We start from the raw sequence: 26,955 nt of genomic DNA on the forward strand, positions 1-26,955 counted from the left end.
CAGTTATTCTTAATCATCATACGGCTGCGGTCAAAAGACTTTTCAAACATCTTTTCCCACTCGAGAAAATCGCTCTCTTTTTCCATGAGCTTGATTTCTTTCCCATATGGATTTTTTCGCACCGCAGAGTCTTTTCCCTTTTTCTTCCCGGACGTCTGGACCATAGATTCCTGGAGCATAGAATCCTGATCGGGACAGGAAGAAGAATCTCCTGCTTTCTGCATCAGTGCCAGAAAATGTCCTTCTCCCTTGATCTTGTGCGGGAAAAGGCGAATAACTCCCTCACCGTCCATTCCGCAGGCTGCGCCCTCCCAGAGGGGAATCGGAACGAGTCTCATTTCCGGAAACTCATGAAGCAGCCAGTCAATCACTTCTTCATCCTCGATGCGCGCAAACGTGCAGGTGGAATACAAAAGAAAACCGCCTGGTCTCAGCATTCGGACTGCCTGGGAGAGGATCTCTTTCTGGATCGGTGCATATTCCTCGGGTCCCCGCTCTTCCCAGGAGCGGATCAGATCGGGATCTTTCCGGAACATTCCCTCACCGGAACATGGAGCATCGACAAGAATCCGGTCAAAGTACTCTCCAAACTGGTCGGCAAGACGCTCCGGCGGATCGCTGACGACACAGATGTTCGGAATGCCAAACAATTCCAGATTTTTTAAGAGTGCCTTTGCGCGGGAATTGCTGATGTCATTCGAGACGAGAAGACCCTCTCCGGCAAGACGTGCGCCAAGCTCCGTGCTCTTTCCGCCCGGGGCGGCACAAAGGTCGAGTACCCGCTCTCCGGGATTCGGTGCAAGAATCTGTGCCGGTGTCATCGCACTCGGCTCCTGCAGATAGTAAAGTCCCGCAAAATAATAGGGATGTCTGGCAGGGCGCAGAACGTCCGGATAATAAAATCCGTTGTCCGTCCACGGCACCGGTGTACAGCCGGAGAAGGGATTGATCTTTGCCCATTCATCGGCGTTCGTCTTTGTGCGGTTGATGCGCAGCCCCTGATGCGGGGATTCTTCGTAGGAAGCCAGCCACGCATCATAGTCCTCTCCCAGGAGAGTTCTCATTTCATCTAAAAAACGCTGTGGTAAATTCATTCTTTTTTATACTCCAATTATTCCAATTACTTCCATATTCACTTTGCTATTTGTGTTTCATTCTGCATATATCTTATCTATCAAGATCAAGAAATTCATTCACAAAATCCTATTCCAGTGAAATTATCGGTAGGATTACTTTTATAAAGAGAGGAATGTAACATGTTATCCTGTCTGTCTATCCTGATTCTCGGTCTTCTGCTTGCATTTCCTGCGCTCGCTGTCGAGGGAGCCTCCGCCGGACTTCTTCTCTGGTTCAATGTGGTTCTCCCGACACTTGCCCCTTTTATGATCTGTACCCGGATGCTGTCCGCCCTCGGAGCCGAGAAATGGCTGATCTATCCATTTTATCCGCTTGTCCACCGGATATTTGGATTTTCAAGGACGGGTACCTATGTGCTTTTTTGCGGGCTTCTCTGCGGTTATCCGCTCGGTGCAAAGCTCTGCGCGGAAAAACGAAAAAGCGGAGAGCTCTCCCTCGCGGAAGCGAGATGTCTGCTCGCCGTCTCAAACCATCCAAGCCCGATGTTTCTGCTCGGATTTGTGAACCGACAACTAAATCTTCCAGCTTCCCTTTGCTGGCTGATTCCGCTCTGTCTCTATCTTCCGATCCTCCTTCTTGCACCGTCTGCCGGGATCCTTTATGGCTTAAAAGAAGATTCCGGGAAGTTTCAGCAGTCCCATCCTTTGCAAAACGAAACGAAATCTTCCCTCGAGGAAGCGATCTTTTCCACTGCACACACGATGGTTCTGATCGGCGGGTGGATCATGCTCTTTTCCATTCTTGCCCGATGGATTCAGATCATCCCGGGACTTTCCCCGTCAGCAAAAGCAGTCCTTGGCGGACTGGCTGAAATCACAACCGGAGTCCCGTTAATCTGCCTGGCATTTTCCGGCAGCCGAAAGCTCTGTCTGCCCCTCGTCCTCTTTTGCGTGGCATTCGGTGGCGGGTCAGGGATTTTTCAGACAAGAAGTGTCATTAAGCAAAAAAATGCCGGATTATCCATCCGGCATTATATCCTGTGGAAGGCAGTTCATGCCTTGCTCGCAACGGGAACTCTTATTTTTCTTCTTTGGCTGCTTCCTGAACCGGAGCAGGTGCTGCTGCCTGTGTCTGCTCTTCCAAAGCAGCGGTATTGGATACACCGGCTGAAAGCTCGTTGCGGTTTGCCGTAACGATGTCATAGGTGGACTGTAAAGAAGCATTGAATGCCTCAAGATGTCTTCTGGACTCTTCCATAGTATGACTCATAATGGTCTGAAGGCTTCTGAGCATATCATCGGTGTAGTCGATTGCGCCCTGACGGATGCTGTTTGCATCTGCGGCTGCACTGTCCACGATTGCCTGTGCCTGCTGCTGAGCTTCTTCTACGACACGATTTGCCTCTGCATAAGCCTTCTGCATAATCTCGTGTTCATTTACCAGCTCATTCGTCTGGGCGGTTGCATCTGCAAGGATTGCATTTGCCTGGGTGTGGGCCTCGTTGATGATTGCCTCCTGATTGCTGATGATCTTCTGATACTGCTTGATCTCATCCGGAATGCGAAGACGCAGTTCTACTAAAAGTTCTTCCAACTCTTCCTTATTTACCAGAATCTTCGTGCTCGACAGCGGCTGAAACTTACAGCTGTCAATATATTCTTCAATTTCTCCGATTAACTGTTCAATTCTGCTCATGATAAATTATCTCCTTACCGTACCGTATCTTGCTATTGATGCTTAACCGCAGTCATCCGCTCTCTGATTTTTTCCCTTGTCCGCTCTGCCACGATCGGATGGAGGAAGGCGTCAATATCGCCGCCGTATCCGGCAATCTCCTTCACAATGCTAGAGCTCAAATAGGAATATTTCAGATTGGTTGTCAAAAAGATCGTATCAATATCTCCGGCGATGACCCGGTTCGTCTGTGCCATCTGAAGCTCATACTCAAAATCAGTAATCGCTCTGAGGCCTCTGACAATCACATTTGCGTGATTCTGATGGACGAAATCAACAAGAAGCCCGTCAAATGACATCACTTCCACATTGTCCAGATGGGAAGTTACACTCCTTAACATATTAACACGTTCCTCAACAGAAAACAACGGAGTTTTTGAATTATTCTGCAAAACTCCAATGATCACATGATCCATCATCTTCGCGGTGCGCTCAATGATGTCTAAATGTCCAAGGGTAACCGGATCAAAGCTGCCCGGATAAACTGCTGTTGCCATTTCATTCTCCTCGATAGACAAACAGATGTTTGTTTGTCTTGTATGTTTTATTTTTCTCCAGAACAAATCCCAGAGATTCCAGATAGTCAAAGGAAGTCTCAAGGGATGCCTCGATGATGATGGTGCTCTGCTTATCGATCAGCGCAGAATCCGCCAGATACTCAAGCATCTGACGCTCCAGCTCATGGTTATACGGAGGATCCATAAAAATATAGTCAAAACGATATTTTCCTTCCAGACGTTTCAGGGCCGTCAGGGCATCTGTATGCATCACAACCGCGCGATCTTCCAGACGTGTCGCCTTTAAGTTCTCCCGCACAATCTGTACGGCATCTGCATTCTGTTCCACAAATACAGCCTTTCCGGCGCCCCGGCTTAAAGCCTCGATTCCGATTCCGCCGCTTCCGGCAAACAGATCCAAAAAGGTACAGTCTGCCAGGTCATATTGGAGCATATTAAAAAGAGTTTCCTTGATCCGATCCTGTGTGGGTCTTGTATTCATCCCGTCCAGAGTTTTTAAAGGAACGCGCCTTGCGCTTCCGGCAATCACTCGCATTGCTATCTTCTCCTCGATTTCTTCTCTCAATTTCTTCACTTCGACAATTTTTCATGTATCATTATATAGGGAAATTTTCCAATACACAAGTTGTTTTTTTCTTTGAACACATTCTTGAACACATTCAGGTTTTTCAAGTTTTTGACAAATTACGCAGAAGATGCTAGGTTAAGATTCTCTTTGGGATACATACTAACATCGTAACCAAACACAAACCGGTCACAGAGCAGAAGAATCTCCATTCGCCTGCTTCTGTGGCAGGCAGAATGGAAAGGAGGCCATATTTATGGCAGGAAAATCTTCTAACAGAGCAGAGGTACCGGAGGCAAAAGAGGCACTGGATCGTTTTAAGATGGAAGTAGCCGGCGAGCTTGGTGTCCCGCTGACAAACGGTTACAACGGAAACCTGACCTCCGCACAGAATGGATCTGTCGGCGGATATATGGTGAAAAAGATGATCGAGGCACAGGAAAAGCAGATGGCCGGAAAGTAAGCAAATAAGACAAACCATCTAAGAGAGCGTCGATCATAACAGAATCAGAAAAAGTGAAAAACCCCGGAGCAGATTCATGCCCGGGGCTTTTCCGTGGAACTTTCACAGGTTATTCAAGTTAATTAAATTAATTAAAATCCCGTAACCAGAAGACAGAGATTCAGTCCGATGACTGTCGCACCAATCAGGACAAGAAGAAACAGATCCAGCCGGCTGTTTGCAAACTTTCCCATCACTTTCTTTGAGGAGGTCAGATAGACCAGCAGGATGATCGTGATCGGAAGCTGCATCGACAGAAACATCTGGCTGTACACGAGTCCCGCAAATGGATCCCTGATAAAAAAGATGATTGCGAGGGATACAAGAAACAGCGCAATGATGCCAATTCTGCTGTGCCGGTCACGAATGTCGTAGGGTTCCTCAAAAATACCGGCTGTGATGCTTCCTCCCGCCATTCCGGCAGTCACGGAAGAGCTGATTCCCGCCATCAAAAGCGCAACTGCGAAAATCACGGAGGCAGCGGGACCGATCAAGGGTTTGAGCATGGCTGCCGCCTGTTCCAGCTCACTCACTTCTTCTCCGGCCTGAAAGAACGTGGCAGCGGCGACAATGAGCATCGCACTGTTGATCGCCCAGCCGATTCCCATTGAGAGCAGCGTGTCGAGAAATTCGTATTTGAGCTGTTTTCGGATGACATTCTCCTCCTGCACATTCCACTTACGGCTCTGGATCACCTCTGAGTGAAGAAACAGATTGTGAGGCATCACGACGGCACCGAGCACGCTCATGATGACCGGCATCGATCCGGTCGGCACCGAGGGAACCACCCAGGCGCGGGCTGCCGCAGGCCAGTCAACTTTAACCATCAGGATCTCAACAAGGAACGCAAGACCAATCAGCGAGACGAAGCCGATGATCCAGCGCTCCAGTTTTCGGTAGGAATTCGTCAAAAGCAGTCCCATTGAAATGATTGTCATCAGTACAGATCCAAGTTTTACAGGAATAGAAAACAACATCGAGAGTGCGATTGCCCCGCCGAGAATCTCCGCAAGAATCGTTGCGGCGGTTGCTGCCATTCCGGTCAGCAGTGCAAGTCTTCCGAGCCATTTGGGAAGATATTTTGTGGCACTCTCTGCCATACAAAGTCCCGTGACGATTCCAAGGTGAGCGGCATTGTGCTGCAAAATAATCAGCATGATTGTCGACAAGGTGACCATCCACAAAAGTGCATAGCCATAATCGGATCCGGCCGCCACGTTGGAAGCCCAGTTTCCGGGATCGATAAAGCCAACTGTCACAAGCAGACCCGGACCGATATAGTTTAAGATCTCGAGTCCGCCGTTGTGTCCCTTGTGCATACCGCCTTCCAGCCAATTCTTTAATTTCTTCATTATTATGCTATTCCTTTCTGATTTCCGATTCTACCATAAAAATCAAAAATGCAGAAGAGATTTTCGCCCTGCTGAGAAACTATGACTGTTAAGCGGTTTTCACGCGCAGGCAGGATTATTTCTCGGACTGGTCGGTTCCAAAGTGATAGATCGTTGTGGTATGATACTCCTCTCCAACTCTCAGGACAGGGGAGTCAAACTGCGGCTTGTTGATTGCATCCGGGAAGTACTGGGTCTCAAAGCAATATGCACTTCTCGGCGTATACACGGCACCGTCTTTTCCGCGAGAAGAATTCAGGAAATTTGCAGTATAGAACTGAATTCCCGGAAGATCGGTGTAAACATCCATTGTGCGTCCGCTCTTTAAATCATATGCCTTTGCAGACAGTGCAAGCTCGCCCTTCTTGTGGTTGAGTGCCCAGTTGTGATCGTAACCGCTGCCCTGCTTTAACGGCTCATAGTCTGCGTTGATGTCACGACCGATCTCTTTCATTGTGGTGAAATCCATCGGAGTGCCGGCTACCGGAACAAATTCTCCTGTCGGAATGGACTCCTCATCCGCGATTGTGAAGGTGTCTGCATCGATCCATACCTGCTGATCGTCAATGCTTACGGCTTTGTGTCCTCGCAGGTTAAAATATGCATGATTCGTGAAGTTTGCAATCGTGTCTTCGTCGGCAGTCATCTGATAATCGATCTTGATGCTGTTATCCGGTGTCAGGGTATAACTGACAGCAATCTGTGCATTTCCCGGGTAATTCTGATCTCCGTCCGGGCTGAACAGGGAGAAGGTAATCTTTGTTCCAAGACCGGTCTCCTCGACATCTGCATCCCAGAGACGATCCCGGTAATAATCCGGTCCGCTGTGCAGGTTGTTCTTTGATCCGGAATTGATCACAAGCGCATAGGTCATTCCATTGAGCGTAAAGGTTGCCCCGCCGATTCGGTTCGCATTTCTTCCGACAATCTCACCGAGATGGCCTCCCTCATGCAGACAGGTGTCAACACTGTCGTATCCGAGAAGAACATCCTCCATCTTTCCATCGCGATCCGGTACCTTCATCTCCAGCCAGATTCCGCCGAGATCCGTGAATGCGGCAGATACGCCATTCTCATTTGTCAGTGTATACTTATATACCTGTGCCCCGTTTTCAAGTTCCCCAAATAATTCTTTTTTCCAAGCCATACTCCATCCGCCTTTCTCCTGTAAGGATCTTTTGATTTTCTTTTTTCAGCTCCTGTGCCTTTTTGTATCAAGCTTTTACATCCGTACTCGCAAACTTGTGCCAGCGCACTTATTATATCAAAATATAACAGAAAAAGCAAAAAAACAGGAAACCATCGTCCCACAAATCTCTGCGGGAGCAATCGTTTCCTGCTCTTTCGGCCTGATTCGGACTTATTGTCTAATCTTTTTTAGTCTTTAAGTCTCATATATCTATGCCTTTATCTATGCCTTTTTACGCTTTTCTATGTAACCGGCGCTTCTTACACCTGTTTTTATTTTGCAGCGATGTAACCCTGAGCGGTCAGAAGCTCTGCGCACAGAACAGCTCCGCCTGCTGCACCGCGAACGGTGTTGTGGGACAGACCTACAAACTTCCAGTCATATACGCTGTCCTCTCTCAGACGGCCAACAGAGATTCCCATGCCGTGCTCGAAGTTCACATCCAGAGATACCTGCGGACGGTTGTCCTCCTCAAGGTACTGGATAAACTGTGCCGGTGCGCTCGGAAGTTTCAGCTCCTGCGGAAGTCCGCTGAAGTTTACGAGCTTCTCGATCAGCTGCTCCTTGGTCGGGTTCTTTCTGAACTTTACAAATACGGCAGCGGTATGTCCGTTCAGAACCGGAACACGGATGCACTGGCAGGTGATCTTCGGTTCCTGAGCCTTTACAATCACGCCGTCCTCGATCTTACCCCAGATTCTAAGCGGCTCCTGCTCACTCTTCTCTTCCTCACCACCGATATACGGGATGATGTTGCCAACCATCTCCGGCCAGTCCTTGAAGGTCTTTCCGGCACCGGAAATTGCCTGATAAGTCGTAGCGACAACCTCATACGGCTCAAACTCTTTCCATGCAGTCAGTACCGGAGCGTAGCTCTGGATCGAGCAGTTCGGCTTTACTGCGATGAAACCGCGCTTGGTTCCCAGACGCTTCTTCTGGAACTCAATCACTTTGAAGTGCTCCGGGTTGATCTCCGGAACAACCATCGGAACATCCGGTGTCCAGCGATGTGCGCTGTTGTTGGAAACAACCGGTGTCTCAGTCTTTGCATAAGCCTCCTCAATGGCGCGGATCTCATCCTTCGTCATATCAACGGCACTGAATACGAAATCTACGCTGGCAGCAACTTTCTCTACCTCGTTCACGTTCATAACAACCAGCTTCTTTACGCCTTCCGGCATCGGAGTGTCCATTTTCCAGCGTCCGCCTACTGCCTCCTCGTAGGTCTTGCCTGCAGAACGCGGGCTTGCAGCAACGGTTACTACCTCATACCAAGGATGATTCTCCAATAAAGAGATAAATCTCTGTCCTACCATTCCTGTGGCGCCAAGTACGCCGACTCTCAATTTCTTTTCCATAATTGTAAAGTCTCCTTCTCTCCTTCTTCGTGCAGCGACGGCGCCGGGGGAGCCTTAAGAGCCTCCACGTCGAAGCTGAATCAATTCTTGACTATCCTATCTCAAATTGGTAAAAAAATCAAGCCTTATTCGCGATAAAAATACATTTGTCCGTCACAAAGCGACATTTTCTGCATCTGATGCACATTTGCACGTGACAGGCGGATTATCCGGCATATTGCATTCCGTCAAAACAGTCTTCCACGGAAATTCCGTCGATGGTTCGAGGATAAACATCCTCTTCTGCCTGGTCAATACGGATCTGACAGATCTGTCCGTCCTTCTTTTCCGCCTCGACATAGGTTGAATCATCCGTCTTTTTCAGTTTCAGAGCTGTTCCCTCAGGAAGCATCTCCTGTTTTCCGTCAATCCACACCGGAACTTCCCGTTTCGTCGTCAGGGTCGGAACCATCTCTTCCTCTAAGTAAGTGCCTGACACTGTAAAATCGTCAGAGAGCGGCTGTGGCATTCCATCCTCTCCGATCCGGTAATGCCGGAAAATGCTGTAAGTGCTGAGCATATCAGAGCGTCTAAACAGGATGAAGTCATCAGGATTTGTCATAACGCTTCCGTAAAAGGAATCTTCCGACACGCCGCAGTAGGTGATTCCCTTTTTGCTCAGATCAAAGACGTGGATATTGCGAAAATCATTCTCTTCCTTTGTCTCAATATAGAGATAGCTTCGGTGGTCACTTGTCTGGATCAGCCAACATCCTATATCTCCGGAATCGGACGTAAGCTCCTCCGTTTCCGAAAAGAGAAAAGCAGAAGCCCCCGCGGTTTCTGCAAAGAAAGAGGTCTGTCCGGTCTCGAAATCCGTCGTCGCAGAGACGGTGAGAGTCTCCTTCTCGCCGTCACCATTTAGATCAATCGAAACTTCCTGATCATTGTACAATGGCTGGACGCTTCCAAAGGCGGTAGCATCTGCGGCATTTGATGAAGCATCAGAGGTACCCGGAATAAATTCCTTTTTAAAGAGCGCGCCCTCCTCATTAAATGGAATCTCCACAACCTGACGTCCCGCTGCATAAGGCGCCAGATCATAGTTGTTAAAGACGATCGTCACACCGTTTTTATCGACGGTCCATGAGAGCATTTCATCGTCAGAAAGCCCTAAGGAATCTGCGGTATCCTTTGCCGTCTCTGTGTTTCCGTAAAACATGCTCTTTACCGTGTCCTCGTATCCCTCAAAAAACATGTCCGGCGAGTAGTCCTCTTTCAGCTTTTTCTTGACATACTCAAAAATCCCATCATAGTCCTGTGCAAGATCTTTAAGGGTGTACGTCTTTCCGGTCTGTGGATTGAGGTTGTAACTGGTTACCATCGAGTTTGGATGCGCACCGCCTAAATAGTCATATTCTTCGACAGACAGGCTCACAATCTGCTCATCCGCCCGCTTGGGAATCACAGAAACCTGATAAGAAAATAAAGCGCTGTCCTCAAATTGATCGGAGTTAAGAAATTCTTTGTTGTCCTGGTACATCTCCTCAAGCTGCTGCTCCTGATTCTGATTAAAGGTTTTTAAAGCTTCCTTTAACGCCTCATGGCCGTCCGCCATTAGATAAAGCTGATCCACATAGCCGTTGAACAGCTGTCTTTCTTCCTTCCACTCGGACCGGTACTTGGGGACGGAGGTAAAGCAGAGCGTTTTTTGATCCGTGTTCTCAAACGGTCTCTGCGAGTTCTCGGTTTCCTTTGAGGAATCGGAACCATTTGCAATGCTGATCGAACCGGCATCGCCAGAAGATTCTTCCTGACTGGCATCTGCAACCGATGTCTGCGACGACGTGGTAGAGGAGCGGGACTGACATCCGCTCACCGCAGCCATGGCCGCTGCTGACAGGATGGCCACCGCCATCCATGTTTTCTTTCTTGTATCATTCCTATCATTCATATAGAAAAGACCTCCAATCTGATAAATTTCTGAATTGATGATTTCACTGTCTTCTTTGTTTCATCATATCACAGGTTTCAAAATGGAGGTCTGACGTTTTCATTAAGATTTTTTTACAGACGGACCTTGCTGCCCTTGCCGTCGCGTTTTGCCATTTTCAGGCGGTTTAAATGCACTTCCTTTTTCTTGTAAGTGATCACCGGATCCTGGTTGACAAAATACAGATCTTCCAACTCATCCTTCTCAGAGAGGCGGATTCCGCGAACACCGCGTGAATTCTTCTTCATCACCGGAATCTCATCGATCATAAAGCGCAGGAACATTCCAGACGCAGACTGGAGCACAATCTCCTGCTCCGTGCCCACAATCCGGACATCAAGAAGACTGTCGCCCTCCTGAAGCTTCGTCGCAGCGACTGTTCGGTTGTTTGTGACAAATTCCTCTGCCGGAACCTGCTTGAGCATTCCCATCTTTGTCGCAAACAGAAGGAGCTGCCCCGTCATCCGCCCGGTCACGGTGAGAAAGACAATCTCCTCCCTGCTTCCGTCATACTTGCTCACATTGTCGATCGGGACTCCCTTGTCACGCATCTTTCCGTATGGAAGATCGGAAAGTTTCGTCTGGTGAAGACTTCCGGTATTGGTAAAGATACACAGCTTATCTGAGCTTAAGCAGGGAATCGCATATTTGTAATCATTTTCGATCGTCTCCTGATTGCGGTCATAAGTGGAGCGGTCAATCGTTTTACAGTAGCCGAAACGATCCATGATAAAGACAACTTCCTGCACAACCGGTGCAATTTCCTCGACAACCGCTTCCTTGCCATCCTCGATCTTTGTGTGACGCTCCGTCGCAAATTCTGCGCGGATATTTTTCAGATCTTCCTTGATGACCTCATTCATCGTCTCACGGCTCTTTAAGATCTTTTCGTACTGCGCAATCTTTTTCAGGCATTCCTTGTACTCCTTTTCAAGAGCCATGATCTCAAGACCAATCAGCTTGTACAGGCGCATCTCGAGAATGGCCGCTGCCTGCTTCTCTGTAAAGCGCAGCTGCTTGGCATCCGCCTCAAATCCCGGTGTCTTGAAGTGAATGTTACTGATATCCCCGTTCATCAGACAGGCTTTCGCATCCCGCAGATTTCTCGAACCGCGCAGAATGGCAATGATCAGATCAATGATGTCACAGGCCTTGATCAGACCTTCCCGGATCTCTTTTCGCTCCAGTTCTTTGTCGAGGAGAGCCTGATACTTGTGTGTCGCATTCTCATACTGGAACTGCAGATAATTGGAAAGAATTCCGCGCAGATTCAGCGTCTCCGGACGGCCGTTTGCAATTGCCAGCATATTGACTCCGAAGGTGTCCTCCAGCTTTGTCTTCTTATAGAGCACGTTTCGGATTCGGTCGGTATCTGCATCCTTCTTCAAATCCAGAACAATGCGGATACCCTCTTTGCTCGACTGGTTGGAGATATCCACAACGTCTGTGAGTTTCCGGCTCTCGACGAGATCTGCCACATCCATCAAAAACTTGTTGATTCCCGCTCCGATCATCGTGTAAGGAATCTCCGTGATGATCATCCGGTCGCGGTCAGAACGGCGTTTTCCAAGTTCCACATCGATCTTTCCGCGCAGTTTGATCTTGCCGGTTCCCGTCTCATAAATCTCAGCAAGATCCTTCTTGTTTGCGATGATACCCCCTGTCGGAAAATCCGGTCCCGGCATATAGGTAAGCATCTCCTCCGTCGTCATATCCGGATTGTCGATGTATGCCTCGACAAGGTCGATCACCTCGCCGAGGTTGTGCGGCGGAATGCTTGTGCTCATGCCGACAGCGATTCCCTCGGAACCGTTAATCAGAAGGTTCGGCACGCGAACCGGAAGAACTTCCGGCTCTTTCTCGGAACCATCGTAGTTGGATACGAAATTTACGGTCTTGTCAAGGTCTTTTAAGTAGACTTCCTCCGCAAATTTTTCAAGACGTGCCTCCGTGTAACGCATGGCAGCGGCACCGTCGCCCTCGATGGAACCAAAGTTTCCGTGTCCGTCTACAAGAGCCATTCCCTTTTTGAAATTCTGGGACATCACCACGAGAGTCTCATAAATGGAACTGTCTCCGTGTGGATGGTATTTACCCATTGTATCACCGACAATTCGCGCAGACTTTCTGTGCGGTTTGTCGTGGCCGAGCTTCAGCTCGCCCATATCGTAAAGCACACGTCTCTGTACCGGTTTCAGACCGTCTCTGGCATCCGGAATTGCACGTGCGGTAATAACGCTCATCGAATAATTCAGATAACTGCGCTGCATTTCTTCAGAATATTCTGTTCGCAAAATCTTTTCTGACATTGTTTTTTGTTCCCCTGTCTATTGTCGTCTACGTCTATTACATCTATATCATCTATGCTTATATCTTTTAAGCTTATGCGTCAATCTCCGCCTCATCTGCATGATCGTGGATGAACTGGCGTCTCGGAGGCACATCGCTTCCCATCAGCATTTCCGTCACCTCAGATGCCAGCCGCGCATCCTCAATCTCCACCTGTTTGAGCACACGCCGCTCCGGGTCAAGTGTGGTCTCCCAGAGCTGTTCCGGGTCCATCTCACCGAGACCTTTGTAACGCTGTAAGCGGAACTCTCCGGTGTGACTCTTCTTGTAGCGCTCTAACTCTTTGTCATCGTACAGATACTGCTCCTGTCCACGGTTCGGAATCACCTTGTAAAGCGGCGGCATCGCGATGTACACGTGGCCGTTGTAGATCAGTTCCGGCATGAAACGGTACAAAAACGTCAGAAGCAGCGTATCGATATGGCTTCCGTCCACATCGGCATCTGTCATCAGAATAATCTTGTGATAACGCAGTTTGGAGATATCAAAATCATTTCCGTATCCCTCGGAGAAGCCGCAGCCAAACGAATTGATCATCGTCTTGATCTCCGCATTTGCAAGGACTTTATCCATAGATGCCTTCTCCACGTTCAGGATCTTTCCGCGGATCGGAAGAATTGCCTGATAGAGACGGTTTCTTGCGGTCTTTGCAGAACCACCCGCAGAATCACCCTCTACGATGAAGATCTCGCACTTTTCGGCATCTTTGCTCTCACAGTTTGCCAGTTTTCCGTTACTGTCAAAGGAAAACTTGGACTTTGTCAGCATGTTTGTCTTTGCCTTCTCCTCCGCCTTGCGGATTTTTGCTGACTTTTCCGCGCATCCGATGATCGCCTTCAGCGTCTCAACATTTCGGTCAAAATAATGCTGAAGTTTGTCTCCGGTAATCGAAAAGACTGCCTTTGTCGCATCTGCACTCGCAAGCTTCGTCTTCGTCTGACCCTCAAAGATCGGATCCGGATGTTTGATTGCCACGATCGCAGTCATTCCGTTTCTGGTGTCCGCACCGGTAAAGTTCGGGTCTTTCTCTTTCAGGATTCCGAGTTCCTTCGCATAGGAATTGATCAGCTGCGTGAAACGGGTCTTGAATCCGACTAAGTGAGTGCCGCCTTCCTGTGTGAAAATATTGTTGCAGAAACCAAGGATATTCTCCTCAAACGCATCCACAAACTGGAAGGCAATCTCTGCTTCAATTCCATCCGTCTCACTCTTAAAGTAGATCGGTTCGTGGATCGGTGTCTTGCCTTTATTCACTTCCTTGACATAGGCAATGATTCCCTCCGGCTCATGGTAGATAAGGCTCTCTTCCTCTCCCTGACGCTTATTCTCGTAGAAAATCGTCAGCTTGGGATTTAAGTAGGCCGTCTCATGCAGACGGCTCTTGAGCCAGTCTGCCTTAAAACGTGTCTTCTCAAAGATCTCCCCGTCCGGAAGAAAATTGATCTCTGTTCCGGTTGCTCTTGTCTTCCCAAGCACAGGAAGAAGACCATCCACGAGCTCAACCGTCGGAATTCCTCTCTCGTAAGCGTCATGGTGAATCTGTCCGTTCTTATAAACTTTGACATCCATATGGGCAGACAATGCATTTACGACGGAAGATCCGACACCGTGGAGTCCTCCGCTTGTCTTGTACGCCGCATTGTCAAATTTTCCGCCGGCGTGGAGTGTCGTAAATACTACTCGCTCCGCGGAGACTCCCTTTTTGTGCATCTCAACAGGGATTCCTCGGCCGGAATCCTTGACGGTACAGGAGCCGTCCGCCTCCAGCGTCACCCAGATCTTATCACAGTAACCCGCAAGATGCTCGTCCACCGCATTGTCCACGATCTCGTAAATCAGGTGATTCAGTCCCTTGTTGCCGACGCCGCCGATGTACATACCCGGGCGTTTGCGGACCGCTTCAAGTCCTTCGAGTACGGTGATGCTGTCTGCATTGTATTGTGTCTTTGCCATGAATCTTTCCCTCCATTGTTCTTCTGCTTCTCTCACCATCCATTCGGCCGGAATCATGTATAACCATGTGTTACCAGTGTTACCATGTATTGCCGCCCTGCTCTTCTTTTGTTTTTTGCGTTATCATAACGTTATCACAAATAGAATAATCGTATAAGAATACGTTATCATATAATTATAATGTTATAAATAAAATGAGAAACAGATGCCCGCACACCTTCCATGTGCGGGCGCTGAGACATATTATCACAGAATTTCTTGAAAAACGCAAGTAACAAACAAATGTTCGATATGCGTATTATAGATCATTTTGGAAAAGGTTTCAAGTGTTTTTTCCGGAAATTTCGATGATTCGGATTTCTGCCGGAATCAATGCTTTCTCACAGTGTTTTTCAAGGTATTCCCGGATTTTCTGAGCATCAAATTCCAAAGGTTCAAATCCCGTCTCCGGCGTTGCTTTTGTGACCTCTGCTGTCAGAACCAGTTTATTTCCTTCTGCATAGCGCACATAGGCATCTGCATGGTCGATTCCCGGGAAATTGCCAAGAGTGCGTTCCAACTTGTCCAGGTCAAGGAAATGACGTCCGGTCAGACCTTCCTGAAGAATTGTGCGTCCTCCGTTTTCCAGAAGGTCAAGGGATCCGTCTGGAAGAATTCTTGCCGTGTAACCGGTCTGATACAGCATTCCCGGGCCATAAGGATTTGTGATCCGGTCTGTCCAGATCTCCGGCTCGTGATCCATCACATAGAGTTCGCCCCAGGCTCCGAACGGTTTCTTTCTGCAATTCTTGTCAAATACATAAACTTTGATTGGTTCTTTGCCATCGACATTTCTTAAAAGCTGGCACTGAACCGCGTGATTTAACTGGTCTGCCGTCAGTGTGTAATGCAGCGGGAAGAGCTTGTCCGGAAGATGGCGTTTCAGACGGCGCACCAGCGTTTCTTCCTGCATCGCCTCCATCAAAGTCTCCATAACCGTCATGAAACATTCAAGTTGTGCCCGGTCAAAGCGGTTCTCCCAGTAACGGAGTTCATAATAATAGCCCTTGTCATCCGTAAATACCTGTAAATGAAACGGAAGCGCATCGAGCTGCATTTTTTCCCGTTTTGCCGGATAGCCGCCGATTGTTCCGATGTTTAAGATATCGCCCTGATACTGGAAGAACATCTCGTCTGCGTGGAGATTGGAAATGTAACAGCGCATGGTGTCCACAATCTGTTTTCCGGATGCTTTCAAGAGTTCCGGCACAGTCTGGTCGATGCCCGGCGTGCAGCGGAAGTAATAAGTCAAAAACAGCGGGCCTGCGAGACGGTTCCAACGGCTGTCTGTTCTTCCGCTGTGAATGGAGGAGCAGACCGTATCGTCCTCATTGCTGAAGATTCCGATGCCAAGATTATATGCCGTGAGGAAAAATACATTCTCAGAAACGCCATATTTTTTACAGAATGCCGTCACCTGATGACGATTGAGTTTCTGGAAGCGTCCTCTCATAACAGCATCAATTCCGTGTTCGAGATCATAGTCGTCCGGTCTGGTCAGAATGCTTTTTCGGATCTTAAATCCCTTCATTAAATTCTGGAAATACTCTTCATTCTTTGTGCGGAGTCCTCTCGCATCCCGGTCCTTTTCATCCAGAATGTACTCATAGAATGTATAATGTTCCGGCTCAACTGCCTTTCCGAGATAGAGCTGGTTTAAGTCTTCAAACAGAACATTCATCGTCATTCCATCGCCCATGATATGCGCAATATCAAAGAAGAAATAATTTCCGACGTCCGTCTGGTAAATGCCGATGTGATAGAGATTCTCTCCTTCTCCGTACAGATACGGATAAAGAAGATTCTGCCGGGTCTTCTCCCACTGTTCCTCGCTTAACTGGGTAATCGGGATCTCAATTTTTCGCTTGTCGTCACGGAAAATCTGATATCTGCCCTCTGCCATCTGAATAACCGCCTTGAGTTCCGGATGAATTTCAAACAGCCACTCCACCGCAAATTTCAGTCTCCGCAGATCAACTCTCTCATCCAGTTTATAGAGAAACGGCAGGTTTGCCGTCGTATTTCCCCGCATGACATAGGCAAAATACAGCTGAAGATTAGTGAGCGGATAAACCGGACGGACGGTGTAATCTACCTGATGGTTCTCATTTTCTGAAGTTAAAAGTTTTTCCAGTTTTAAGACAGAGTCATGTTTTACAAGATCGTCAAGCGTCATCGAGAGATGAATGGCTTTGTAGAGATCTGTCAGGAGAAGGACGCTGCCGAGAGAGTCAAGTCCTGCCTCATAGAGCGGCGTGTCAATTCCAAATTTCTTGTGGCCGAGAACTCCTGCCACGCACTCATAAATCTGTTTCTGGCACTCTGTCTCCGGCATGCGAAGTTCCTGCTCTTTTGCTTTTTCCTGCTTCTTTCCCTCGAAATACTGGTTGCGGATGATCTTCTTAGAAGAGGTCTTTGCAAATGGCGTCTCACGGATTGTACAGCGCATAATGCGCTTGAATGTCGGCAATTCCTCATTGTGTTTTTTCACGATTGCGGACACGGTCTTCTCAATATCGGTGATGCTGGCAACTTCCGCATATTTAAAATTTGGATAAACCTCCGCACAGATCATGTCGTCTGCCCCGTATACCAGGATATCTTCAATCAGGCGATCGTCCTCAAACATATTTTCTATTTCTTCCGGTGCGACGTTTTCTCCATTGCTGAGGATGATGAGATTTTTCTTTCTTCCGGTCAGATACAGAAAGCCCTCCTCATCCACATGACCGATATCTCCTGTGCGCAGCCAGCCATCCTCCGTGATCGCCTCGGCAGTCTTCTCTGGTTCCTTGTAGTATCCCATCATCACAGAAGGGCTTTTGACCTGAATTTCGCCGTCGACGATGCGGACCTGGCAGCGGTCCACAATTCGTCCGACCGAGGACACTTTATCCGGACGTGACCAGTCTGGAGAAGAAATTTTGGGGGAACACTCAGACATTCCATATCCCTGCGCAATCAAGATTCCCAGTCTCTGGTAGTTGGCTGCGAGATCAGGGGCGAGATAACCGCCGCCGCTGATGATCTTATGGAGGCGTCTTCCGAGGATCTGTTCCTTGATTTTTCTGATCGGAATTTCCGGTTTCTGGCGGCTTAAAATGGCGATTCGGTTGTAGAGCGTCTTTGCCATCATCGGCACCAGACGCATGGCAGTCGGCTCAAACAGCAAAATATGCTCGGCCAGTTTCTTCATATCCCGGTTCAGACACAGAACCCCGCCATAGCGCATCACCGTAAAAACATCTCCGTTTAAACAGAACACATGGTGGATCGGCAGGACATTCAGATAGACTTCATTTTCCGGATGTTGTAAGTCATCTGTGCAGAAGGTATTATCCATCAGATTGCCGTTTGAGAGCATAACTCCTTTTCCCCGTCCGGTTGTTCCGGACGTAAAGAGAATCATCGCACACTCATCCTCTCTGGCATCGGATGGAACCTTCTGTCCCGCGTATTTCCGGAGAATCTGATCCGAACACGGCACATGTTTTCCGTGTTGCAGGGAAATGTACTCTGCCACTTTTGGACAACTTGGGCGGACATCATCGGTGATCGGATGGAATTCCCAGTCATAAAACAGCACATCCACATCCGAGCGATTGAGACAATCTGCCAGTTTTTCCGCATTCATCTGGACATCAAGCGGAATTCCCGTGTCACCGCCGGACATCACGCCCAGAAGCACGGCAAGGTAATGGTAGCTACTGATTCCGAGAAGTCCTACTTTGAGCTTGTGACCGACTTTTTCCCTCATTTCCCGCGCCCACGCTGCGATCGCATCACAGTCTTCAGCGAACTGGCGATACGTCACATCAAATACATTTTCGTTTTCCTCATACCTCAGAAACACACGATCTCCGTGTTCACGCCCTGCATTCTGCACCAGATCATAAACCGTTTTGACATCTTGATAAGTAATCATATTCCCTCCCCTAAAAATGAGACACATTTATAAGATCTGTCTCAAATATAACACGTCATCGGGAATATGTAAACATTTTCTGACCAAAGCTTTGTTTGATTTTTATAAAAAAATGTCATTTTTTGTTATTTTTTGGGCGTTTTGCGAAAAGGCACAGGATTCCATTTATTCCGCATGGTTCCCTGTACCCTGTGCCTCTTCTTTGTTTCTTTTATTGTTTCGCTTTTATGTCTTTGCTTTTATGTCTTTGCTTTTATGTCTTTGCTTTTGTTGTTTTACAGCTTTATGAATTTATGGTTTTGCGAATTTGTAGTTTTGTGAATTTACGGTTTTATGGTTTTACAATTTTAGTCAGCTGTTCTAACAAAGTCTTCACTGCGATCGGCTTTGCAATATGACCATTCATTCCCATCGCAAAAGCTGTTTTCCGATCTTCTTCAAATGCGTTTGCAGTCATTGCAATGATCGGGATATTTGCTTTTTTCTTATCCGGCAGACTGCGAATTGCCTGGGCAGCTTCATAACCGTTCATGTTTGGCATCTGAATATCCATGAGGATGAGATCATAATAATCACCGGAAGCTTTTTCCACCATGTCCACGCAGATGATTCCATCCTCCGCATGTTCCATCTGAAATCCGGCTTCCCTTAAAATCGTGATTGCAATTTCTGCATTCAACTCATTATCCTCCGCTAAGAGAATTCGTTTTCCCTTAAAAGCTTCAGTAGGATATGCGCCTGTACTCTCCTCTGACCACTCTTCTGATTTTTCAAAATCTTCCTGCGTTCTCTCTGCAATCCGATGCGGAATCGTCAAAGTGAATTTTGTTCCCACTCCGAGTTTACTCTCCACATCAATATTTCCCTGCATCAACTCGACGAGTTTCTTTACGATCGCTGTGCCAAGTCCCGTTCCTGAAATTCCGCTCTCTGTGCTGGAATGTTCTCTCGAAAAATCTTCAAAAATATGTGGAAGAAAGTTTTCCGACATTCCGATTCCCGTGTCCTCGATCACAGTCTGATAAACGACGTGATTTGAAGCACCCAAGGCAAGACCCGGAAAAAGTTCCGTGATTTTCAGCGTCACACTTCCGTTTTCCGGTGTGTATTTCAGTGCATTGCTCAGGATATTCAGCAAAATTTCTCTCATTTTTGTCTGATCCAGAAAGATATTCGGGTGTTCAATCTGGATGGAATAAAAGAAATCAATTTTCTTTTCTTTCATCTGTGCATGGAAAACTGCAAAGATTTTCTGGCAGAACTCATACACATTGATCTCTGTCTCATCTAATCTTTCTTTTCCCCGCTCAATCCTTGCCATCTCGAGCACATTATTGAGAAGTGATAAAAGAAACTCATTCGATGTTTTTATCTTTTTTATATAATTTTGCGCCTTCTCGCGGTCATCCAAATGCTGGTCAAGCAGCTCGGTAAATCCGATAATTGCATTCATCGGTGTCCGGATGTCATGGGACATATTAAAAAGAAAATCTGACTTTGCCTTATTCGCTGCCTCCGCTGCAACATACGCCTCCTGAAGCGCTTTTTCCTGTAAGCGTTCTTTTTTTATGATGTCATCTACATTTCGCGTTGCCACAACAACGATGGTATTATCCGTTTTATTTACAAAAGATACTCGCGCCTGATAAAAGATCGGCTCATGGCCTGCCCCCGTACCTTTCCTCTCAGTCGGATCATATGTGTCATAGATAAAAGAATAATCCGTCTTCTGTGAACGGATGTATTCCGGGGAGAGCTTTTTGATAAACTCATCACGGCTTGAATCCGAAACCAGTTCTGTTGCATAGCGGGCAATCATGCAGGACCAACAGCTCTCACCGTCATAGTTTTCCTTCACAATACCCTGTCCCATCTTGTCATCTTCCCGGACAATCTCAACGGTGTCAGAATCCGCATTGACAAGGAGTACAGAAAAATACTCGGCTGCAAGTCCCTCAATCACTTCTTTTTGCAGCTCCATCTTCTTTTCCTGACGCAGACGGAAATTCATCTCATCATTGACATCCCGCATTCCCAAAATAAATGTGATAGCACCGTTTTTATCCGTAATTTTAACAACATTTATCTCATAATACGAGTAAACACCATTCAGAATCCTCCGAAAACCGATTTTAAACAATCCTTTGTCCGGCACTTTTTTTCGCAATACAGACAGCTTTGTGGATTCACGAACGCGTTTTCTGTCTTTCGGCACGATAAAATTATCGATATAGCGATCGAGAATATCTCCCTCATAACTGCCGGATTTTATGATCTCCTCAATCACTTTCTTGTTCATTCCAAGACCATCTGTCCGGTAAATCGACATTTTCCCGCTTGCATCATCGATTTTAAAAAGACTGTGGTACTCCTGACTGAGCGCTTCCGAAATTGCCATTTCTTCCTGGAGAGCAGTATTCATCTCCTCGACTTTCGCCAGTGCCTCCTCAAGTTTGCGCTGTTGTTCAAATTCCTGTCTTTTTTCATCGTCCACGTCTTTAAATGCAATGATGATCTCATTCTGGATTTCATTTTGATTGGACGTGGGCATGACAAGCTGACATTGATAGTATTTGATTTCTTTATTTCGTGAAACCCGATAGGTAAAAGAATACGTGTCTTTATCAGAAAATAATTTTTTCAACTTCGCAAGACTGTCGATTTTTTCAAAAAGATACCGATCTTCTTCAAAAACATCATTTTCGATATACAGCTGAAAGTTTTTCTCGTAATCGCCAACGGCAAATTTCTTCCCGTATCGCTCATTGATCGGCTGCCCCATTCGATAACAAGTTGTATCTCCTGTAACCATATTAATGACATATGTATTCTCATATGAAGTCACGAGAGCCTGAATCAAATTTGCCTGTGTCGCCAATTTTTCTTTTTCATCATTGATCTCCTGAATGGCACAGAGAATCTGAAGATTTCTTCCGCTCGCATCACGCTTTACCGGAATCAGGACACAACGAATCCAGTTTCCATTGCAGTCAATGTATTCCTGGGAAATGGAAGGTTTGTCCGCCAGACGCCTGTCAATCGTGTCAAAATCTACAAAAATCCTTATGACCGGACGATATTCAGCTGCCACCCACACGTCCGTCAGCATTTTCAAGGCTTCTTTTGCCTTCTGCTTTTTTCCATATTTATAGGGAGTTGGATCTTTTGAGTCAATCTGCTGAAGTGTGCATTCCTCCATATCAATAAAATACATGGCCGAATATGCATTGCTCAACGCATTATTTATGGCAATCTGTGTTTTCAGTCGATATGCTTCTGTCCGATCCAGGACATAATTTACTGCCATGATGTCCCCTGTCGTCTCGTCCCGGAACATGGCAATGTGATTTTCGGCAAGCATCGGCTCATAAGTTGCGGTGCGTGTCCAGTAGTGGAAGACGATATGTGAAACTCCCCGATCAAACGCGTCTAACAATCTCTTTCTGTCAAAATTTTTGAGAAAATCCAAACGTTCTTCTTTGGGAATCGTTTCTGACCATGCCAGAACCGCATCTGAAAAACTTGAATTTTCCGGCAATCCAAGCTGTTCATTCAGATTATACTTTTTCCCATCAACAATCTGATACATCGCACCGGCAATCATATTTTTTGTGAGATTGATACTACAATAGCCATCGGCAATCGCAAATACCGTTTCCTCCAGAAATTGATTGTTCAACCCAATTTGACTTATATTCACGATTGCCTCCCCCTCAGCATTTGCTTTGCCCATATGCAATCTTCACTTCAATAATCAATCTTTAATAATTCTCAATATTTCATTTGCATTTCGTGCATTTCATCTGCAATTAGGCTTATTTGAGATTTTTTCCGTCTGCAAATGCTTTTCCAATAACTTTTCCAAGACCAATATACGTATTGTTGACCGGATCGAACGTGATTGGTTTCAGTTTTACCGGATCAATCTTGCCATCGGTGAGAATGCTTTCCTCTGCAGTGATGTTGACGATTTCACCGACCAGAATTCCATCCTCGAAACTCTTCACCTTACACTCTAATGCCAGCGGAAGCTCTTTGATCAACGGCGCGTTCACGCGAGAGCTCTTTACCGCATGGAACCCCGCTCTGGTAAACTTGTCCGGCGTCTTCTTTGCAGATTCGATTCCTACATAATCACAAGGAACTACGGTATCCTCCGTTGCCATGCTGACCGTAAAAGCGCCCGTTTTTGCAATATTTTCTGTTGTCTTATGCTCTCCCATACTGATGGAGATCTCATTCATATCCGTAATCGATCCCCATGCTGCATTCATTGCATCCGGAACCCCATTCTCATCATAAGTTGCAATAATCAATACCGGCATCGGATATAAAATCGGTTTTGCCCCAAAATCAACTCTGCTCATTGTCTTTTCTCCTTCCATTTTCTTTCACGTGCTTTTTCTATAACAATTTTACTGTACCGTACTGTGTTTGTCAATCACGGCACCCTCTTTCGGTGCCGCCTGTTTCTTCCTAAGCATAAGCAATGCTTTTAATTTTTGTTTGCAAAATTGCAAATCTGCATGGCAACTCCATCCTGCATGATCTGAAATCCATGTTTTTGATAAAATCCTGCATTTTTCCGTTCTTCCGGCATAACCTCAAGATAAAGATAATTTTTATATTTTTCTTTCACCATCTCGATCATATGACCGGCAATCCCATTTCCATGATACTCCGGATGTACCAACACATAATGTACATATGCAACCATCTCTGTGTCATCTAATACACGAACCAGTCCGACAAGACGATCCTTATCCCATGCCGTAATAATCGTAGAAGAATTCATCAAAGCTTTGTACAATCGATTCGGATATTCTCCGGATACCCAGTTCACAGATAAAAATAAGTCTTGAATTTGATCCTTTGTAAAGTTTTTTTCCTCTGAATATGAAATATTCATGATCTTCTTTGTACCCTTTCTTTTTCTGCTTCTTCTTTCAAATTTTTTCTTCTTAATTTTTTCTATCTGTAACGCCTTTCACACTTTAAAGACAGCATAAGCTATAAACAACTTGCAAGATGAATAACTTTATCTAATGCCGGTGCTGTATGCATGCTCCCTTTTTCTACCATATTAGGCACGGTGATAATTCCCATATCTTCCCACTTGAGATAGGATGTCATCGCTTTGTACTGTGCGACTGCCGCATCAAAGACATGATCGGCGCCGGCATCTAACAACAACGCAGTTTTTTGAAAATGAAATCCCACACTTCCACTTGCATACAAGCGATCAATTACTGTTTTTAATTGTGCTGTGATGTCAAACCAATAAATTGGAGAAGCAAATACAACCATATCTGCATCCTTTAATTCAGAAAATATATTTTGCATATCATCCTTCTGAACACATTCACCTTGATGTGTCCAGCAATACTGACACCCCAGACAACCTCGAATATTCATCAATGCAACATTCAGGATTTTAACCTGATTCGTTTTCTTTGTAGCATCCGCAAATGCCTGCACCATAATTTCCGTATTACCACCTTTTCGTGGGCTTCCGTTCAAAACAACAATTTTCATAAAAGATTTCCTTTCCAAAATAAACTATTACGTCCAAAAACTTTTTTTGAGATTTCAGTAACTATATGAATCCTATTTCATGATTATCATTATAACACAAGTTGTAATTAATGAAAATCTTCATCAGTATATTTACTGTTTGCCTGCGGAACAACCTGATCTAAAGAAAGTAGTATTGTGAAACCGGAAATTCAAATAAAAATCAGTAGAAAATGGCCTCAAAAAAACAAAAATAAAAAATTTACAAATTGTGCTTGACAATTAAAACAATTTATTATATACTAACACACGTAGCAAGCGAGAGACAGTTACAGAGAGAAACAACGAGGCGTGGCTCAGTTTGGTAGAGCGCTGCGTTCGGGACGCAGAGGTCGCAAGTTCAAATCTTGTCGCCTCGACTCACTTCTCACTTTCTTATTAGAAATTTAGAAGTGGTTGATCAGTTGTTATTAAACAAATTAAATAAGGCCTCGTGGTCAAGCGGTTAAGACGACGCCCTCTCACGGCGTAAACCCGGGTTCGATTCCCGGCGAGGTCATAAACATTTTGAGGAGACTCGAGATGTTTAGGATTGCTTCCTTGGCTCAGCTGGTAGAGCGACGCATTCGTAATGCGTAGGTCGCCGGTTCGAATCCGGCAGGGAGCTTAAGATGAGAAACCCTTGTAAATCAAGGGTTTTTTGTTGTTTTGGGGTAAAGTTTAAGGGCGAGTGAAGAAGTACAAAATTACTTTACACTCACCCTTTTCGCATTTTTGACGGCGATTTGGCGACTACTGCCGACTTTTTTCACAACTTTAAGGTTGTGATTCTACATTTCTGAGCATTTCTTTCTATGCAAAAGCATTTCTTTTCTTTCATTTTATTTCACTAAGGAACCGGAAAGCGAAGCATTACGAATCTCTTTTGTATATGCAATTCGGAAAATATAAACTATTTCGCCAATCCCGGCATCTGCAAAGCCCCGTCCTGATCCGGAGTGAGGGTGATCGGTTCCGTTGCCATCTTGCCCTCATCATCGAGGTAATACCATTTTCCGCCGATTGTCTGTAAGCCTTTTTCCATTGCTCCATCATCACCCAGATAATACCAGAAATTGTTGTATCGGTACCAAACATTGCAGACCATCATACCGGCGCCGTCGAACCAATACCACTTGTTTCCATCTTTGTACCAGGCATTGATCACATATTTTCCGCTACCATCCCGGTAGTAGAAACGCCAACCGCCGTCTTCCTGTTGCCAACCAGTCTTAATTGTTTCCGGCACCCAGGTAGCCATAAACTTTTCAGGGGTACCATACTTCTGGATCAGCGCGGTCGGCGTGCTCCCCCACTCCGACAAGTACAGATGTGGCTTGTCTACAATACTGGACCAGTCACCACCCCAGGCAAGTCCCAGTTTTTTCCCGATTTCCGCTGCCCGACGAAAATGCCCTTGGCTGTCATTGTAGGCATCATCGGAAATTTTACCGTCTCCGTCAATGTCCATCTTCAAGTAAAAGTCAAAGGCGATGCCCCACTGATGCTGAGATCGGTAACTGCTCCCCTTTGCATTGGTTACAATATTACCGGGTTTTGTCCTCCCCTGAGCATAAAGAGCGTCCTGTTCTGCCGCAGTACGAAGTGTTTCACTAATTGCTACAATGATGCCTTCACCGGCGCAAGCTCTGATCCAAGCATCGGCAATGCGCTGAAGGCGTGGATGACATAATGTAATATCTCGCATAGTTTTATCCTCCATTTAAAGGAGGAGCAGACGTTCTTCCTGCTCCCTCAAATCTTATTCATTCCTATTACTATATTTTGTCCTCTGCCAGATCTCCGACACTCTCTCCCAGCCGTCCATTGCCACAAGTGCTACAAAAAAACCCACAATAATGCACAATCCCGCCAGAGGTAACTCAAAAGAATTGTGACTGTACCATGTCCAAAATGCATATGCCAACGGGCAGAGTACCAGCGACAAAACAATCACCACCATCGCCGTCGGCAGGTTCTCCAGACCCGGCCATGACTTCACAACCTGCGTAATTACAGAAACTACACATGCCATTACTCCGACCAACGCCAGAGCATACATTACATACTGCATAATTGCATTTACATCCATTTTTCTACTCTCCTATCTGATATACTGCTGGGCAACCGCAACGATCACTCCTGTCATCATTGCGCCCACCACAGCACCAATAATGGTATCCACGATCTTGTTCATTGCATTGTTCCATTTTTTACCCGGCGCCGATTCCAGCGCATCCCACCGATTGCCCTGCTCCTTCTGCTCCGCCAGCATCCCCGCCATGTCATGCGCAAGGGTGTGCACGGAGATTGCCAGCTCCTGAATCGTAGCACTAATCTTTTCTAGCTCATCGATTCGGTGATTCTGACGCTTGTCCTCATCACGGAGCCTTTCCAGCTCTGCCTTTACTGCTTCATCCATTTTCTGTCTCTTTTCCGCATTATTTTTTGTGTGCCGGTCCTTGCTCCGGATGCTGATCCTTATTCGCGCTCTTCGGACGAACACTCATATCCAAGCCTGAAGAATACTTATTTGGATCGCGATGCACGTCCGGACCATCTCCGCCGACACGATGACCGCAGTCATCAAATTCCGGATTCAGGTTGTCATGATCGTTGATATCGCAGTGCTCTGCATCATGTGTCTCGCAATTTCTGTGTAACTTTTCGTTTTTGTTTTCCATAGTAGTTTCTCCTAGTATAATAATGGTGTAGTCAATCAAGACTACTTGGTTAATAAGTTTCTATAAATCAGATAACAGAAGAAGGAATTCTACCTTCATCAGATGTTATCCGTAATAACTATCATGTCTGACGGTTCCTGATAGAC

General features: G+C 46.3%; 21 protein-coding genes and 3 tRNA genes. 5 read left to right on the forward strand and 19 right to left on the reverse strand.

Going from position 1 to position 26,955, the window contains the following annotated elements:
• The coding region (locus ACR0QE_RS09590) for an RsmB/NOP family class I SAM-dependent RNA methyltransferase (RefSeq protein ID WP_432628136.1) at positions 1-1,094 on the reverse strand (1,094 nt) is incomplete at its 3' end.
• A gap of 162 nt (positions 1,095-1,256) precedes the next feature.
• Between ACR0QE_RS09590 and ACR0QE_RS09595 the strand changes: the two genes are divergently transcribed.
• On the forward strand, positions 1,257-2,270 hold the full coding sequence (locus ACR0QE_RS09595) for a nucleoside recognition protein (protein ID WP_432628137.1): 1,014 nt from the start codon (positions 1,257-1,259) through the stop codon (positions 2,268-2,270).
• On the opposite strand, the gene ACR0QE_RS09600 is transcribed toward ACR0QE_RS09595, so the two are convergent.
• The 3 genes from ACR0QE_RS09600 to rsmD are packed head-to-tail and all read right to left on the reverse strand — an operon-like array spanning position 2,155 to position 3,864.
• Positions 2,155-2,775, reverse strand: coding sequence for a vacuolar family H+-ATPase subunit H (locus ACR0QE_RS09600; protein WP_432628155.1), 621 nt, complete (start codon positions 2,773-2,775; stop codon positions 2,155-2,157). The genes ACR0QE_RS09595 and ACR0QE_RS09600 overlap by 116 nt on opposite strands.
• Before the next feature lie 29 nt (positions 2,776-2,804).
• Complete coding sequence (gene coaD / locus ACR0QE_RS09605) at positions 2,805-3,308, reverse strand: pantetheine-phosphate adenylyltransferase (protein WP_432628138.1); 504 nt, start codon at positions 3,306-3,308, stop codon at positions 2,805-2,807.
• Position 3,309: 1 nt separating this feature from the next.
• Entirely contained in the window at positions 3,310-3,864 is a 555-nt protein-coding gene (rsmD, locus tag ACR0QE_RS09610) for a 16S rRNA (guanine(966)-N(2))-methyltransferase RsmD (RefSeq protein ID WP_432628156.1), read from the reverse strand.
• 286 nt (positions 3,865-4,150) lie between these two features.
• Between rsmD and ACR0QE_RS09615 the strand changes: the two genes are divergently transcribed.
• Complete coding sequence (locus ACR0QE_RS09615) at positions 4,151-4,357, forward strand: small, acid-soluble spore protein, alpha/beta type (RefSeq protein WP_177976774.1); 207 nt, start codon at positions 4,151-4,153, stop codon at positions 4,355-4,357.
• A gap of 131 nt (positions 4,358-4,488) precedes the next feature.
• Here ACR0QE_RS09615 and ACR0QE_RS09620 read toward each other — a convergent pair whose 3' ends face one another.
• The 11 genes from ACR0QE_RS09620 to ACR0QE_RS09670 form a co-directional block, all read right to left on the reverse strand.
• The gene (locus ACR0QE_RS09620; RefSeq protein ID WP_432628139.1) at positions 4,489-5,748 is read right to left on the reverse strand and encodes an Nramp family divalent metal transporter; all 1,260 of its coding nucleotides are present in this window, start codon (positions 5,746-5,748) and stop codon (positions 4,489-4,491) included.
• A gap of 115 nt (positions 5,749-5,863) precedes the next feature.
• On the reverse strand, positions 5,864-6,934 hold the full coding sequence (locus ACR0QE_RS09625) for an aldose epimerase family protein (RefSeq protein ID WP_432628140.1): 1,071 nt from the start codon (positions 6,932-6,934) through the stop codon (positions 5,864-5,866).
• A gap of 314 nt (positions 6,935-7,248) precedes the next feature.
• Entirely contained in the window at positions 7,249-8,334 is a 1,086-nt protein-coding gene (gene asd / locus ACR0QE_RS09630; RefSeq protein WP_432628141.1) for an aspartate-semialdehyde dehydrogenase, read from the reverse strand.
• Between the two features lie 205 nt (positions 8,335-8,539).
• The gene (locus tag ACR0QE_RS09635) at positions 8,540-10,267 is read right to left on the reverse strand and encodes a DUF3298 domain-containing protein (protein ID WP_432628142.1); all 1,728 of its coding nucleotides are present in this window, start codon (positions 10,265-10,267) and stop codon (positions 8,540-8,542) included.
• A 113-nt stretch (positions 10,268-10,380) separates the two neighbouring features.
• Positions 10,381-12,615 (reverse strand): DNA gyrase/topoisomerase IV subunit A, encoded by a 2,235-nt coding sequence (locus ACR0QE_RS09640; protein ID WP_432628143.1) that lies wholly within the window; start codon positions 12,613-12,615, stop codon positions 10,381-10,383.
• 73 nt (positions 12,616-12,688) lie between these two features.
• A complete protein-coding gene (locus ACR0QE_RS09645; RefSeq protein WP_432628144.1) occupies positions 12,689-14,608 on the reverse strand; it encodes a DNA gyrase/topoisomerase IV subunit B in 1,920 nt (639 codons plus the stop codon).
• Positions 14,609-14,930: 322 nt separating this feature from the next.
• Positions 14,931-18,572 (reverse strand): AMP-binding protein, encoded by a 3,642-nt coding sequence (locus tag ACR0QE_RS09650; protein WP_432628145.1) that lies wholly within the window; start codon positions 18,570-18,572, stop codon positions 14,931-14,933.
• A 331-nt stretch (positions 18,573-18,903) separates the two neighbouring features.
• A complete protein-coding gene (locus tag ACR0QE_RS09655) occupies positions 18,904-22,272 on the reverse strand; it encodes a hybrid sensor histidine kinase/response regulator (protein ID WP_432628146.1) in 3,369 nt (1,122 codons plus the stop codon).
• Positions 22,273-22,387: 115 nt separating this feature from the next.
• Positions 22,388-22,939, reverse strand: a complete 552-nt coding sequence (locus tag ACR0QE_RS09660) for a flavin reductase family protein (RefSeq protein WP_432628147.1) — start codon at positions 22,937-22,939, stop codon at positions 22,388-22,390.
• Between the two features lie 128 nt (positions 22,940-23,067).
• Positions 23,068-23,481, reverse strand: a complete 414-nt coding sequence (locus ACR0QE_RS09665) for a GNAT family N-acetyltransferase (RefSeq protein WP_432628148.1) — start codon at positions 23,479-23,481, stop codon at positions 23,068-23,070.
• A 101-nt stretch (positions 23,482-23,582) separates the two neighbouring features.
• Positions 23,583-24,107: a flavodoxin family protein gene (locus ACR0QE_RS09670; RefSeq protein ID WP_432628149.1), complete on the reverse strand. Its 525-nt coding sequence runs from the start codon at positions 24,105-24,107 to the stop codon at positions 23,583-23,585.
• A gap of 324 nt (positions 24,108-24,431) precedes the next feature.
• On the opposite strand from ACR0QE_RS09670, the gene ACR0QE_RS09675 reads away from it, so the two are divergent.
• The 3 genes from ACR0QE_RS09675 to ACR0QE_RS09685 all read left to right on the forward strand — a co-directional run bounded on the left by ACR0QE_RS09675 (position 24,432) and on the right by ACR0QE_RS09685 (position 24,753).
• Positions 24,432-24,505 (forward strand) — tRNA-Pro (locus ACR0QE_RS09675).
• A 68-nt stretch (positions 24,506-24,573) separates the two neighbouring features.
• A tRNA-Glu gene (locus tag ACR0QE_RS09680) sits at positions 24,574-24,645 on the forward strand.
• A gap of 35 nt (positions 24,646-24,680) precedes the next feature.
• Positions 24,681-24,753 (forward strand) — tRNA-Thr (locus tag ACR0QE_RS09685).
• Between the two features lie 285 nt (positions 24,754-25,038).
• Here ACR0QE_RS09685 and ACR0QE_RS09690 read toward each other — a convergent pair.
• From ACR0QE_RS09690 to ACR0QE_RS09705, 4 genes are read right to left on the reverse strand one after another with little or no spacing between them, the layout of a single operon-like run.
• Positions 25,039-25,848, reverse strand: coding sequence for a M15 family metallopeptidase (locus ACR0QE_RS09690; protein ID WP_432628150.1), 810 nt, complete (start codon positions 25,846-25,848; stop codon positions 25,039-25,041).
• Between the two features lie 39 nt (positions 25,849-25,887).
• The gene (locus ACR0QE_RS09695; RefSeq protein ID WP_432628152.1) at positions 25,888-26,217 is read right to left on the reverse strand and encodes a hypothetical protein; all 330 of its coding nucleotides are present in this window, start codon (positions 26,215-26,217) and stop codon (positions 25,888-25,890) included.
• 12 nt (positions 26,218-26,229) lie between these two features.
• On the reverse strand, positions 26,230-26,547 hold the full coding sequence (locus ACR0QE_RS09700; protein WP_432628153.1) for a hypothetical protein: 318 nt from the start codon (positions 26,545-26,547) through the stop codon (positions 26,230-26,232).
• A gap of 19 nt (positions 26,548-26,566) precedes the next feature.
• Positions 26,567-26,809 carry a hypothetical protein gene (locus ACR0QE_RS09705; RefSeq protein ID WP_432628154.1) on the reverse strand — a complete coding sequence of 81 codons (243 nt, stop codon included), beginning with the start codon at positions 26,807-26,809 and terminating at the stop codon, positions 26,567-26,569.
• Positions 26,810-26,955: the final 146 nt, after the last annotated feature.

This window comes from Brotaphodocola sp., assembly GCF_050873065.1.
GTDB lineage: Bacteria > Bacillota > Clostridia > Lachnospirales > Lachnospiraceae > Brotaphodocola.

Bases quoted from the DNA above. Each gene is read 5' to 3' on its own strand.
- ACR0QE_RS09595 (WP_432628137.1), top strand. From the start codon at position 1,257: ATGTTATCCTGTCTGTCTATCCTGATTCTCGGTCTTCTGCTTGCATTT.
- coaD (WP_432628138.1), bottom strand. From the start codon at position 3,308: ATGGCAACAGCAGTTTATCCGGGCAGCTTTGATCCGGTTACCCTTGGA.
- rsmD (WP_432628156.1), bottom strand. From the start codon at position 3,864: ATGCGAGTGATTGCCGGAAGCGCAAGGCGCGTTCCTTTAAAAACTCTG.
- ACR0QE_RS09615 (WP_177976774.1), top strand. From the start codon at position 4,151: ATGGCAGGAAAATCTTCTAACAGAGCAGAGGTACCGGAGGCAAAAGAG.
- ACR0QE_RS09620 (WP_432628139.1), bottom strand. From the start codon at position 5,748: ATGAAGAAATTAAAGAATTGGCTGGAAGGCGGTATGCACAAGGGACAC.
- ACR0QE_RS09625 (WP_432628140.1), bottom strand. From the start codon at position 6,934: ATGGCTTGGAAAAAAGAATTATTTGGGGAACTTGAAAACGGGGCACAG.
- asd (WP_432628141.1), bottom strand. From the start codon at position 8,334: ATGGAAAAGAAATTGAGAGTCGGCGTACTTGGCGCCACAGGAATGGTA.
- ACR0QE_RS09635 (WP_432628142.1), bottom strand. From the start codon at position 10,267: ATGAATGATAGGAATGATACAAGAAAGAAAACATGGATGGCGGTGGCC.
- ACR0QE_RS09640 (WP_432628143.1), bottom strand. From the start codon at position 12,615: ATGTCAGAAAAGATTTTGCGAACAGAATATTCTGAAGAAATGCAGCGC.
- ACR0QE_RS09645 (WP_432628144.1), bottom strand. From the start codon at position 14,608: ATGGCAAAGACACAATACAATGCAGACAGCATCACCGTACTCGAAGGA.
- ACR0QE_RS09650 (WP_432628145.1), bottom strand. From the start codon at position 18,572: ATGATTACTTATCAAGATGTCAAAACGGTTTATGATCTGGTGCAGAAT.
- ACR0QE_RS09660 (WP_432628147.1), bottom strand. From the start codon at position 22,939: ATGAGCAGAGTTGATTTTGGGGCAAAACCGATTTTATATCCGATGCCG.
- ACR0QE_RS09665 (WP_432628148.1), bottom strand. From the start codon at position 23,481: ATGAATATTTCATATTCAGAGGAAAAAAACTTTACAAAGGATCAAATT.
- ACR0QE_RS09670 (WP_432628149.1), bottom strand. From the start codon at position 24,107: ATGAAAATTGTTGTTTTGAACGGAAGCCCACGAAAAGGTGGTAATACG.
- ACR0QE_RS09690 (WP_432628150.1), bottom strand. From the start codon at position 25,848: ATGGAGGATAAAACTATGCGAGATATTACATTATGTCATCCACGCCTT.
- ACR0QE_RS09695 (WP_432628152.1), bottom strand. From the start codon at position 26,217: ATGGATGTAAATGCAATTATGCAGTATGTAATGTATGCTCTGGCGTTG.
- ACR0QE_RS09700 (WP_432628153.1), bottom strand. From the start codon at position 26,547: ATGGATGAAGCAGTAAAGGCAGAGCTGGAAAGGCTCCGTGATGAGGAC.
- ACR0QE_RS09705 (WP_432628154.1), bottom strand. From the start codon at position 26,809: ATGGAAAACAAAAACGAAAAGTTACACAGAAATTGCGAGACACATGAT.